General features: G+C 44.8%; 12 protein-coding genes. 5 read left to right on the plus strand and 7 right to left on the minus strand.

The window, feature by feature from the left end; translation table 11 throughout:
* Window positions 1–187: 187 nt before the first annotated feature.
* From AC5ZC7_RS04270 to AC5ZC7_RS04285, 4 genes are read left to right on the plus strand one after another with little or no spacing between them, the layout of a single operon-like run.
* Window positions 188–1438 (plus strand): porin, encoded by a 1251-nt coding sequence (locus AC5ZC7_RS04270; RefSeq protein WP_496162479.1) that lies wholly within the window; start codon window positions 188–190, stop codon window positions 1436–1438.
* Between the two features lie 18 nt (window positions 1439–1456).
* A complete protein-coding gene (locus tag AC5ZC7_RS04275) occupies window positions 1457–1891 on the plus strand; it encodes a Rieske 2Fe-2S domain-containing protein (RefSeq protein ID WP_496162480.1) in 435 nt (144 codons plus the stop codon).
* A gap of 12 nt (window positions 1892–1903) precedes the next feature.
* Complete coding sequence (locus AC5ZC7_RS04280) at window positions 1904–2992, plus strand: imelysin family protein (protein WP_496162481.1); 1089 nt, start codon at window positions 1904–1906, stop codon at window positions 2990–2992.
* Between the two features lie 6 nt (window positions 2993–2998).
* Window positions 2999–4378, plus strand: coding sequence for a di-heme oxidoredictase family protein (locus AC5ZC7_RS04285; protein ID WP_496162482.1), 1380 nt, complete (start codon window positions 2999–3001; stop codon window positions 4376–4378).
* Window positions 4379–4572: 194 nt separating this feature from the next.
* Here the strand turns inward: AC5ZC7_RS04285 and AC5ZC7_RS04290 are convergent, their stop codons facing one another.
* From AC5ZC7_RS04290 to rplU, 7 genes are all read right to left on the minus strand, one after another.
* Window positions 4573–5067: a GNAT family N-acetyltransferase gene (locus tag AC5ZC7_RS04290; RefSeq protein ID WP_496162483.1), complete on the minus strand. Its 495-nt coding sequence runs from the start codon at window positions 5065–5067 to the stop codon at window positions 4573–4575.
* Between the two features lie 4 nt (window positions 5068–5071).
* Window positions 5072–5707, minus strand: coding sequence for a DsbA family protein (locus AC5ZC7_RS04295; protein WP_496162484.1), 636 nt, complete (start codon window positions 5705–5707; stop codon window positions 5072–5074).
* A 106-nt stretch (window positions 5708–5813) separates the two neighbouring features.
* Window positions 5814–6551, minus strand: coding sequence for a PrsW family glutamic-type intramembrane protease (locus AC5ZC7_RS04300; RefSeq protein ID WP_496162485.1), 738 nt, complete (start codon window positions 6549–6551; stop codon window positions 5814–5816).
* Window positions 6548–8236, minus strand: coding sequence for a helix-hairpin-helix domain-containing protein (locus tag AC5ZC7_RS04305; RefSeq protein WP_496162486.1), 1689 nt, complete (start codon window positions 8234–8236; stop codon window positions 6548–6550). Before AC5ZC7_RS04305 ends, AC5ZC7_RS04300 begins: the two co-directional genes overlap by 4 nt.
* Before the next feature lie 275 nt (window positions 8237–8511).
* The gene (locus AC5ZC7_RS04310) at window positions 8512–8943 is read right to left on the minus strand and encodes a hypothetical protein (RefSeq protein WP_496162487.1); all 432 of its coding nucleotides are present in this window, start codon (window positions 8941–8943) and stop codon (window positions 8512–8514) included.
* A gap of 65 nt (window positions 8944–9008) precedes the next feature.
* Entirely contained in the window at window positions 9009–9287 is a 279-nt protein-coding gene (rpmA, locus tag AC5ZC7_RS04315) for a 50S ribosomal protein L27 (protein ID WP_079468897.1), read from the minus strand.
* Window positions 9288–9336: 49 nt separating this feature from the next.
* Complete coding sequence (gene rplU / locus AC5ZC7_RS04320) at window positions 9337–9693, minus strand: 50S ribosomal protein L21 (RefSeq protein WP_291929311.1); 357 nt, start codon at window positions 9691–9693, stop codon at window positions 9337–9339.
* 385 nt (window positions 9694–10078) lie between these two features.
* On the opposite strand from rplU, the gene AC5ZC7_RS04325 reads away from it, so the two are divergent.
* Window positions 10079–11578: a GH3 family acyl-acid amido synthetase gene (locus AC5ZC7_RS04325; RefSeq protein ID WP_496162488.1), complete on the plus strand. Its 1500-nt coding sequence runs from the start codon at window positions 10079–10081 to the stop codon at window positions 11576–11578.
* Window positions 11579–11629: the final 51 nt, after the last annotated feature.

Below are 11629 nucleotides of genomic sequence, written 5' to 3' on the forward strand. Positions count from 1 at the left end.
AAAGGCGCAACAATTTTCCGCTTTTGAGCGACTGATGTCAGGATTTATTAGTAATTGTTGTATGCCGGAGTATTAAAATATTGATAATTAATATGTTTGGTTGAATGTTGCCGGAGTTCCCCATCTCCCCATAAAATTTTCCGGTTACGATAGTTATTAATCTTCGCTATTGTACAAAATTTGTGCAATGAAAACGGTCATTTCTACGCTCCTGGGTTGCCTGTTTGCCCTGTCATCAGCCAGTGCTCAACAATTAACAGCCGCACAAAAATTAGTACTTACTACCAGTGAAGATTCCCTGAATGCAGGTATCGCCAAAAGTAAAACAGTGATCTCCGGTTATGGGTCTGCTTACTACCAAAGAAACTTTAATGAGCAAATGTCTTTCGCCACGTTGGAACGGGCCGTATTATTTGTAGGACACCAATTTAACAGCAAAATTGCCTTCTTCAGCGAACTGGAACTCGAAAATGCCAAGGCAGGGATAGGGCAGGAGAACAATGGGTTTACGGGAGAAATTGCCTTTGAACAAGCCTATCTGCGTTTCAACCTTAACCCACGTCAATACCTGGTAGCCGGGTTGTTTACACCTCGTATCGGATTGCTGAACGAAAATCACCTGCCGGTAAACTTCAACGGGGTAGAACGCCCACTGGTAGAACAGGTAGTGATACCCGCTACCTGGCGTGAATTGGGAGTAGGCTTCTACGGACGTTTACGTAACCTCCCTATCAACTATAGCGTGGCAGTAGTGAATGGACTGGATGCCGGCAAGTTTGCTCATGGTACCGGTTTAAAAGAAGGACGCGCAGAAGGACAAGGGGCTTTTGCCAACAACCTGGCCATTACTGCCGCCGTACAATACTTCTGGCAGGACTTTAAGTTCCAGGTATCCGGTTATGCCGGTGGCACTAACGGTCTCAATAAACGAAAATCAGACAGCCTGGAAATCAGCTATGGTATGGCCGCAATGCCAGTGTACCTGGGTGAAGCAGACATACAATATGCCCGCAACGGCTTTGCCTTTAAATTATTGGGAACCTCTATTGTATTCCCGGATGCAAAAGAGGTGAATAAAGCCTATGCCAGCAATACCGCTAAAGGCATGTATGGCGCTTACCTCGAAGGAGCCTATAACCTCTTCGAAAAGAGCCGCCGTATGGCAGGACAACAATTCAATGTATTTGCCCGCTATGAGATGTTTGATCTCAACAGTGCTACCCCGGTAAATGCTATTTACGATGGCACCGAAAAACAACAACACCTCATTGCCGGTTTCAGCTACCTGCCCATCCCGAATGTGGTGATCAAAGCAGATGTACGACTGATGCACACTGGCGATGAAAACCCCGACCTGGTGGTAAACCCAAGCCCCAACCGGATTCCATATAAAACAAACAACTCCTTTTTAAATATCGGTATCGGTTATTCATTTTAATGTTCAAATCTTAATGATATGAGTCCACTGAACAGAAGAAACTTTTTAAAAGATACCTGCAAAGCTTGCCTGGTAGGTGCTGTGAGTATTTCTATGGTAGATTTCCTGGAATCCTGCGGTACGGTGAAAAGTTACCGCGCAGCCATGAATGGCAACGAGGTAACAGTGCCCCTGAATTTGTTTGATACCGCCCCGGTACAAGTAGTGAGTCCCAAAAGCTATGCTTACGAAATAGCTGTGCGCAAGTTGCCGGATAATACTTATGAAGCCCTGCTGCTTCGTTGCACGCATCAGCATAACCCACTCACCCCTACCGGTAACGGCTATATGTGTACCGTGCATGGCAGCCAGTTTGATAAAGATGGCAATGTAAAGAAAGGTCCGGCAGATCAGCACCTGTTGCAACTGAAAACGGAAGTACAACAAAGTAATCTCATTATTCACGTGTCATAATTCATCTGTTACATGAAATATTTAAAATTAGCCCTGTTAGGAATAGTGGCCGCAGGAGCTGTGTCCTGCGCTAAAAGCGATAAACCGGATACTACGCCAACTGCGGACTTCAATACCCTGAAAGCTACTTTTATCACCGATTTTGTTAGCAAAACAGCCATACCTGGTTACAATGATTTAGCTACTAAATCCCGCAGCTTCAGCACCAGGGTAACCACCCTGAGCACTACGCCTACCGAAGAAAACCTGGCCGCTGCAAAGCAAGCCTGGCGTGATATGCGTGCCACCTGGGAACAATGCGAGGGATTTCTCTTTGGTCCCGTGGAAGATGATAACCTCGATCCGGCAATGGATACCTGGCCGGTAGATAAATCTGCACTGGATGCCGTGATAGCGGATAATAATAACAAGTTAGAACTAAAAGATATCGAAGCGCTGACAGACGCGTTAAAAGGCTATCACCCGATTGAATATATTTTATGGGGTGCCGATGGTCAGCGTAAAGCGGCCAATATCACCGCCCGCGAAATGAAATATATTGTTAGTCTTACCCAGGATCTGCAAAATATCTGTACCAAATTAGCCGACAGCTGGGCACCAGCAGGAGGGAACTACGGTAATAAACTGCTGACCATTGGCGCCAGCGGTAATATTTATACTAAGAAACAGGATGTTTATATCGCCATTGTAGACGGTATGAAAGGTATTTGCGATGAAGTAGGTGGTGGAAAAATGAAGGAACCATTTGACCAGAAAGATGGTACCAAAGTAGAATCTCCTTTCAGCGGCAACTCACTCACCGACTTTAAAAACAACCTGGTAGGTGCGTATAATGTATATACTGCCAATTTCCTGAATAACAAAGGTGTGGGTTTAGACCAGGTCGTATCGGCCAAAAATGCGGCATTGAATAAAAAGATAGTGGAAGCATTCCAGGCAGCTATTGGCGCTTTTGATCCTATCACGCTGCCTTATGAGAAAGCCATTCTCAATGATCAACAGCGTATAAAATGTGATGATGCCATGAAATCAATTAATGCGCTGGCAGTATTACTGGATACAGAGCTGAGAGATTTTGTCGTTAAAAACATCACTGACTAAGCGATAATGCAAATTAGAAAAATATACGTAGTGGCTTTGTTACTGGCATCGCCTATATGGCTGATGCACTGTAAAAAGCCGGATACTTTTGACGAAAGCGGTTACGACCCCCGGTTAAGTGGGGGCGAAGCCACCTTTTTCGATATCACGAGCAAAGCTTTCGGACATCCCATTCCCGGTTTGAATGAACAGGACCAGCATGTACACGATGTAGGGGACGAGCAGTCGGATCAAACATTTGTAACCGCACCGTCGCCGGTCAACAGCGGACTGGGGCCAGTTTACAATAACGTGAGTTGTAAAAGCTGTCACCATAACGATGGTAAAGGAAACCCCACTACCGGGTTAACTACTTCGTCTATGCTGGTGCGTCTCAGCATGCCGGGGACCGACGAGCATGGCGGCCCCGTAGCTGTACCTGGCTTTGGCTTGCAATTGCAGGACCTGGCGATATTAGGGAAGCAACCGGAAGCGAAAGTGAATATCGTTTATACAGATAAGAATTACATCTATCCGGATGGCACCATCACGGTATTACATCAGCCAGCGTATCTGTTGACTAATGCGTATCTGCCGTTACCGGGCAATGTAATGTTATCGGCCCGTATGGCGCCGCCTTTTTTTGGTCTTGGGTTGCTGGATATGATTCCTGCATCTACCATCACAGGGTTTGCTGCACAACAGGCGCAGGAAGGCCGTGGTATCACCGGAAAGGCAAACTATGTATATGATCCGGCCAGTGGCAAAATGATGTTGGGACGTTACGGTATGAAAGCCAATACTGCCACTTTACTCACGCAGGTAGCCGCGGCTTACCAGCAGGACATGGGCATTACCAGCCGTATTTTCCCGAAAGAAAGTTGTGATGGACAAGTACAGAACCAGGGCCGTCCGGCAGATCCGTTGCTGGCAGATACCATTCTGGACGCTACGGTTTTCTATATTAAAACCCTTGCCGTACCGGCGCGCAGAAATACAACCGATCCTGCTGTGAAACAGGGAGAGGTCCTCTTTACGCAGATTGGCTGTGGCAGTTGCCATATTCCTACGGTACAAACGGGGACGGATGTACGTTTTAAAGCGTTGAGCAATCAACGTATTCATCCTTACACGGATTTGTTGTTGCATGATATGGGCGCCGGTTTGGCGGATGGTCGCCCGGACTTCCTGGCCAATGGCAGTGAATGGAAAACGCCGGCGTTATGGGGAATAGGATTGTTTGAAAAGACAAATGGGATTCCTTACTATTTGCACGATGGCCGGGCGAGAAGTTTACCGGAAGCTATTTTATGGCATGGCGGGGAGGCGGAAGACAGCAAACAGCAGTATGTACAACTATCTGCGGACGAACGCAATAACCTCATCAGCTTTTTAAAATCTTTATAAAATATTAATAAACTTAAAAGCAGCATCTTTTATATTACAATATAAAAGATGCTGCTTTTTTTATGAATTGAAAAACCGTGCCCTATTCGTTATCGTACATACGCTTATAAAACAATGTTATTTTACTTTTAAAGAGTTGTGTCTTTTAATGGTTAACTTGGGAATAGCCTGGTATGTCCTTACCGGGCTTTCTTTTATAATGATTTCCGCATTACAAAATCTTCCATCAGGTAGCCCTGCCCAATGTCTGTATCCCGCTCTGTATATACGCTGAAGCCTTGTTTCTCGTAAAAGAATTTTGCTTTATTGTATTTGTTAACGTCCAGTTCCAGGATGTCGGCACCCAGTTTTTTTACCTGGTCAATCACTTCCTGTAAGAGTAATTTCCCCACGCCTTTTCCCTGGTAACCAAGGTCCAGGTAAATTTTGTGGAGCTTATACACATTTGGCGTGGTAGTAATACTATACGCAGCGAAACCGATAGGCTGTGTGTCATCCAGCAGGATTAAAAACCGGTGTTGCTTTTCGGTCATTTGCTGATGGAGTGCGGCAGTACTGTACATCATGTCCAGCATATACTCCAGCTGTGCAGCTGTTAGAATAGACTGGTAAGTTGGCGGCCATATTTTATTTGCCAGTGCTTGTATAACAGGAATATCATTCACTGTTGCGGCATTGATTTGATACATGGTGTTATAAACTATTTTCTTCCTTTAATATATTGTTGATGGTTTCTTCCAGTTGGCTCAGCGGTGTATATCCCCTGGCGCACAGGTAGAGTTGCTTGCCGGTATCCAGGATGGCAGCGGGAAACCCGGTGATGCCCCAGTTTTGTATCAACTGAAATTCCTGGTTAGTTTGGTACCGGTAGTGTTCTTCCCCAAGTTTAGTAATGAATTCCTCTTCCGGCAAATTAAATTTTTTGATCAGCATGCGGTAGGTGCTGTCGTTGTTCAGGCTGAGTCCATCGTAGTTCAGCGCTACCTGCATATCATGTGCAAACGTGATAGCATTTTCCGGTTGGTATTCTTTGAACACCGTGAGTGCGATGCTGGGTTTTTCTGAATCCATGATTTCCTCAGAAGGCAATAGTTTTTCCAGGAAGCTGGGACCAAATTTCACCCCGGTCATGTTTTCTACATTGACGTGCGCTTTTTGGATGTAGCTGGCCATAGAAGAAAACGGGTGCCGGTTATCGCCGGTGATCATTCCCCCGGAGAGGATATCGAATGTCATGTTGTGGCCGGCACGTTCCTGTAGTTGTTGTACTACGGGAGTAAAGCCATAACACCAGCCACAGAGCGGATCGTATATATAAGTGAAGCGCATAAATCTGCTTTTTTCAAAGATAGCTAAAAGCAGAAAGTGGAAAGCAAAAAGCTATTTTAGCGAATGATCAGAGCGGATTTTTTCCTTTTGTACAGGATTAAACTGATTATTCGCTAAAATCGCCTTTTGCTTTTTGCTTTTCGCTTTCTGCTTCTTCAAAAAAGTGCTGTTCATATAGTTTTTTAGAGAGGGCCTTATCTTTTCGTATAGCCTTGATAGATAGCCTTACTGCAAAAATGAGGGTAATAACAGATGCTCCCATCAGGAAGATATTATTACCGAGAAACAGGAAGAAATCGAATGTTCCATGGAAGAAAATAGCGATCAGTAGTCCCTGTAACTGCAGGGAGGTACTTCTGTTCCGGACAAATTTTGCCAACCCCACATAGTAGCCCATCAGGATGGCGAAGGTAGCATGGGCGGGTACGGAAAGGAACATCCTTGCTACGCCGGTGCCAAAGCCATATTTGCCTACGTACGCAATATTTTCAAGGGTAGCGAATCCCATTCCTATCATCACCGCATATACAATGCCATCGAGGGGTTCATTGAATGCTTTTTTGGGATAGGCGAAGAGCAGGAGGACCAGGAATTTGGCCAGTTCTTCTGAAACGCCTACTACGCCATAGGCAAAGGTGGCGGTGCCTAGCAGGGTACCATCGTTTTCCCGCATACCCATCGCCATGGCAAGTCCTTGTATCAGCAATGGTAAAGCAACGCAGCCCATGCCGAGCAGGAAGCTTTTTAGTAATAAGCCGGTAGGTTCCCGATCGTATTTGTCCATTAGGTAGATGAACAAACAAATGGCGAATCCGGGCGCCACGGCCAATGCCAGTAGCATCATGGGAGCAGGTTTTTGGATTGTCTGCGTTGTTGCAGGTAGTCATTCAGCATGTCAACAGTGTAACTACTCAGATTGTTTGCTTTGGTGATACCGCCTTTCTGCGCTGCCAGCGTACCATAGTGAATATCCTGGAAACCGTGGATACTGTGGGCATCCGGATCGATGGAGATGAGCACATTTTTTTCTATGGCGTAAGGCAGCCAGGTCCAGTCGATGTCGAGGCGCCGCGGGTGGGCATTTAGTTCTATCACTACCTGGTTGGCGGCACATGCATCGATGATGGCTTTATGATCAACCGGATAGCCATTTCTGCTGAGTAACAGGCGGCCGGTCATATGTCCGAGGATAGTGGTATATGGATTTTCGATGGCTTTGAGTAAGCGGGCCATTGCTTTCTCCTCTGTCATTTTAAGATTGGAGTGTACGGAGGCAATTACCAGGTCAAATTTGGCCAATATTTCATCCGGGTAGTCCAGTGTACCATCATTGAGAATATCGGATTCTATGCTCTTAAAAATGCGAAATGGCGCCAGTTTTTTATTCAATGCATCTATTTCGGCGTGTTGTGCCAGCACTCTTTCAATATGTAGTCCATTGGCATAAAAAGCGGTGCGGGAGTGATCGCTGATAACGAGGTATTCGAATCCCTGTGCTTTGGCGGCGGTGGCCATTTCTTCGAGGGAAGATTCGCCATCGCTCCAGTTGCTGTGGGAGTGGATAATGCCTTTAATATCGGTGGTAGTAATGAGGTTCGGCAGTTGTTGTGCACGGGCCTGTGCGAGTTCGTTCATGCCTTCCCGTAGGAAGGGCGGAATGTAGGCCATTCCTGCCGCGCTGAAAATGGCTTCTTCAGAAGTAGCCTGGTGCAGGAAGGCGGCGCCACCGTTGGCATTGAATTTATCTATAAAAGCGGGGGAGCCGGTGGTCAGGAATAGCTGCGTGTAGAAGTTGGCCGGCTCGCAGCTATGTGTTACTATTTTGAGTTTTCCATCTATCTGCCATACGAGGTGATCATCGTTGGTGGCGGTGAGTTCAAAGCCGGGGAGGGCAGCCAGTTGTTGGGATACCACTGCTACGGGGGCGGCGATGAGCACTTCTATTTCGTCGATGATAATGCTATGGCGGCGGAAGGCGCCGGTAAGGGAAACGGGGGCTGGTGCGAGCAATTCCTGTAATTGTTTCTCCAGTTGTTGACCGGTATTGGCAACTTCTGCGTAGAGGAAGCGATGGCGGTTAGAGAGATAGAATTCTATGTTTTGGCGAACGCTTTCCTGGGTTTTGGCGCCGAAGCCTTTGAGGAGCATGAGGCGGTTTTCATTGCAGGCATAGAGCAGTTCTCCCATGGATTCTATTTCCAGTTCTTTCCAGATGGTAGCAATTTTCTTGGGTCCCAGGCCTTTTATTTTCATGATTTCCAGGATCCCTGCGGGGGTGATGCCGAGGTAGTGGTTGAGGAGGGTAAATTCCTGGGTGTCGAGCATTTCGATGATGCTTTTGCCCGTAGATTCCCCGATGCCTTTGATCTTGAATATCTCGTCTTTCGGTATTTCTTTCAGCTGCGAGGGCAGTTTTTCTATCGTAAATGCCGCGGAGGCAAAGGATTTGGCTTTGAAGCTATTTTCTCCGTGAATGTCCATCAGTTTGGAGAGCAGGGAGAAGTTATCGGCGATTGAATAGTTATCCATGAAGTAAAAATACGGAGATGTTGCGAGTTTTTGTCTTACCCAGGATTAGACTGATTATACTGATTTTTTATGTTGATACCAGAAGATAGGAGTGGATTTGTTGGTTGATATCTGCCAACATCTTCCTCATCTTCAAAAATCAAAAAACAAAAATCGGGTAATCAGGGGAATCAGTCTAATCCTGGGTAAGGCAAAAATTCGTTGAGGGTGGGCACAAAAAAAAGATCCTGACATAAATGCCAGGATCCTTATAACTACATTTTGTAATTCCGATCTTAGTTAGCCGGAGTTGCAGGAGTTGCTGGAGGAGCAGCTGGTGCTTTTTTAGGAGCAGCTTTCTTCTTAGCAACTGGTTTTTTAGCTGGAGCAGCTTTCTTCGCAACGGCTTTCTTCTTAGCTGGAGCGGCTTTCTTAGCAGCAGCTTTTTTAGGAGCGGCTTTCTTAGCAGCAGCTTTCTTCTTAGGAGCAGCTTTTTTAGCAGCAGCTTTCTTAGGAGCAGCTTTTTTAGCAGCCACTTTCTTTTTAGGAGCAGCTTTCTTAGCAGCAGCTTTTTTAGGAGCGGCTTTCTTAGCAGCAGCTTTCTTTTTAGGAGCAGCTTTCTTAGCAGCAGCTTTTTTAGGAGCAGCTTTCTTTGCAGCGGCTTTTTTAGGAGCAGCTTTCTTTTTAGGCGCAGCTTTTTTAGCAGCCGCTTTTTTAATTGTTGCCATTGTTTTTTGAATTTGGGTTAGTAAAAATAATTGGGTATTAAAAAAAACTTTATGGCTAACACTGATTAGGCTTCCGCCTGAGCAGTGGTATCAAATGCTTTAACAGAAACGTAAGTTTTGTTTTCGCGACCTTTTCTGAATTCCACTACACCGTCTGCAACTGCGAAAATGGTAAAATCTTTACCAACGCCTACGTTTTGACCTGGATGGTAAACAGTACCTCTCTGGCGAACAATAATGTTACCAGAAATAGCAGGTTGACCACCAAAGATTTTCACTCCCAGCCTTTTGCTGTGGGAGTCACGGCCGTTCTTTACACTACCTTCACCTTTTTTATGTGCCATTGTATAATTACTTTAAACTTGTCTAATAAAAAATTTAGCCTAAAACAAATTAAGCTATTTCATTGATTTTGATTCTTGTAAAATGGGTTCTGTGACCAACTTTCTTTCTGAAGCCTTTTCTTCTCTTCATTTTGAAAGCGATGACTTTATCACCCTGAACATGAGCCAGAATCTCTGCTTTTACTACTGATTTTACATCAGTTCCTACGGACAGCTTACCACCGTTATCGGTTAACAGTACATCGGAAAACTCCACTTTGTCTCCAATATTTCCTTGTAACTGCTGTACAAAAATTTCCTGGTCTTTTTGTACTTTAAATTGCTGACCTGCGATTTTTACAACTGCAAACATAATTATCCAAAATATAATTTCCGCAAAAGTAACCTTTTGTTTTTTAATAGACAAAGTTTTTCGGTCTTTTTTAAATCACAATGTATAAACATCTATGAAGGACCGACAAAAGCTTAATCTTTTCAAAGATACATACTTTCTTGAATTTTAAATTAATTTAACAAATTATCCTTCCCGGTGCCGGGCCGCTGTATCCACATCTTTATGCTATTTCCGGATCATTTAAAAACAGCTATCTTGCTGTGCAAACCAACGCAAATTTGTATACTTTTGTCGTTTACACGAATTAAATACAGATAGGATGGGCGCATTTTTTTATTTAATTATTTAGTCATTTATTTTCCCGGCAACCCCTTTTTCGGGGAAAAAGACCGGTTTTCGGGGTAATTAAATAAGAAAATATTCCAATCTTTAGTCTCTCAATCATAAAACAACGGGCATGAAGTTTAAATCACTGCTGGCCAAACCATTTGCTTCTATCGTACATAATAAGATAAAGAAGGAAATGTTAAGGGCGGTAGAAGATCAGGATACTATCCTGCAGGAGCTGATAAAGACAGGCAAAAAGACAGAATTCGGAGCAGAGCATAAATTCAACGCTGTACAAACCCACGAAGAGTTTAAGCAGGCTGTGCCAATAAGGGATTATGAACAATATAAGCCATATATAGAAAGGATTAAGGAAGGGAAACAGAATGTACTGTGGAAGGGCCAACCTATATATCTCGCCAAAACCTCCGGTACTACCAGCGGGGTAAAATATATTCCCATCTCCAAAGAATCTGTTAATAATCATATAGATACTGCCCGTAATGCCTTACTCAATTATATGGGAGAAACGGGTAATACGGCATTTGCAGATGGCAAAATGATTTTTTTATCCGGCTCCCCGGAGCTGGAAAGAGTAGGTGGGATCCCTACAGGCCGCCTGAGTGGTATTGTGAACCACCATATTCCACGGTACCTGCGTACCAACCAGCTGCCATCTTATGAAACCAACTGTATTGAAGACTGGGAAACCAAGCTGGACAGGATTGTGGAAGAAACCATCAACCAGGACATGACGCTGATCAGCGGTATACCACCATGGGTACAGATGTATTTCGACCGCCTGATGGAACGTAGCAATGGCAAGCGGATCAAGGAAATATTCAAGAATTTTGACGTTATGGTATATGGAGGGGTGAATTTTGAGCCATACCGGGCCAAACTGATGGCTTCCATCGGCGCTCCCATTCATACCGTGGAAACATTTCCCGCCTCAGAGGGCTTTTTTGCCTTCCAGGATTCCCAGGAAAAGGAAGGGCTATTATTGAACACCAATTCGGGAATTTTTTATGAATTTATCCCTGCAGCGGAAATTTTCAACGAAAATCCGACGCGTTTGTCGCTTAAAGATGTGCAAACAGGTGTAAATTACGCCATGGTGATTAACAACAACGCCGGATTATGGGGCTATAACCTCGGGGATACGGTGAAGTTCATTTCTACCAACCCCTACCGTTTGCTTGTGACCGGCCGTATTAAACACTTTATCTCCGCCTTTGGAGAACATGTGATTGGGGAGGAGGTAGAATACAGCCTGATGAAAGCAGCCGCGGAGGAAAATGTGCACATTACCGAGTTTACGGTAGCGCCTATGGTACAAACCAATGGCGAGTTGCCTTACCACGAGTGGTTTGTAGAGTTTGAGAATATGCCGGAAAACCTGGCTGCCTTCGCGAAGAAAGTAGATGAAAATATGCGTCGGAAGAATATTTATTACGATGATCTGCTGACAGGTAATATATTGCAACCCCTGAAGATAAGGACTGTTCGTAAACAGGGCTTTATCGACTATATGAAAGCTATTGGAAAACTGGGAGGACAAAATAAAGTACCTCGATTGAGTAACGACAGAAAGCTGGCAGATGAACTGTCGGCATACTTACAGCAATAACCGGCGATTCAAAGCTGTAACAGCTGCCAGGTCATTGCCGGCAGCTGATTC

Source organism: Chitinophaga sp. 9-1-y (assembly GCF_059511905.2).

What these genes read in the sequence shown, in the direction of transcription:
- AC5ZC7_RS04270 (WP_496162479.1), top strand. Translation starts at nt 188, where the DNA reads ATGAAAACGGTCATTTCTACGCTCCTGGGTTGCCTGTTTGCCCTGTCA.
- AC5ZC7_RS04280 (WP_496162481.1), top strand. Translation starts at nt 1,904, where the DNA reads ATGAAATATTTAAAATTAGCCCTGTTAGGAATAGTGGCCGCAGGAGCT.
- AC5ZC7_RS04290 (WP_496162483.1), bottom strand. Translation starts at nt 5,067, where the DNA reads ATGTATCAAATCAATGCCGCAACAGTGAATGATATTCCTGTTATACAA.
- rpmA (WP_079468897.1), bottom strand. Translation starts at nt 9,287, where the DNA reads ATGGCACATAAAAAAGGTGAAGGTAGTGTAAAGAACGGCCGTGACTCC.
- AC5ZC7_RS04285 (WP_496162482.1), top strand. Translation starts at nt 2,999, where the DNA reads ATGCAAATTAGAAAAATATACGTAGTGGCTTTGTTACTGGCATCGCCT.
- AC5ZC7_RS04275 (WP_496162480.1), top strand. Translation starts at nt 1,457, where the DNA reads ATGAGTCCACTGAACAGAAGAAACTTTTTAAAAGATACCTGCAAAGCT.
- AC5ZC7_RS04325 (WP_496162488.1), top strand. Translation starts at nt 10,079, where the DNA reads ATGAAGTTTAAATCACTGCTGGCCAAACCATTTGCTTCTATCGTACAT.
- AC5ZC7_RS04295 (WP_496162484.1), bottom strand. Translation starts at nt 5,707, where the DNA reads ATGCGCTTCACTTATATATACGATCCGCTCTGTGGCTGGTGTTATGGC.
- AC5ZC7_RS04310 (WP_496162487.1), bottom strand. Translation starts at nt 8,943, where the DNA reads ATGGCAACAATTAAAAAAGCGGCTGCTAAAAAAGCTGCGCCTAAAAAG.
- AC5ZC7_RS04300 (WP_496162485.1), bottom strand. Translation starts at nt 6,551, where the DNA reads ATGATGCTACTGGCATTGGCCGTGGCGCCCGGATTCGCCATTTGTTTG.
- AC5ZC7_RS04305 (WP_496162486.1), bottom strand. Translation starts at nt 8,236, where the DNA reads ATGGATAACTATTCAATCGCCGATAACTTCTCCCTGCTCTCCAAACTG.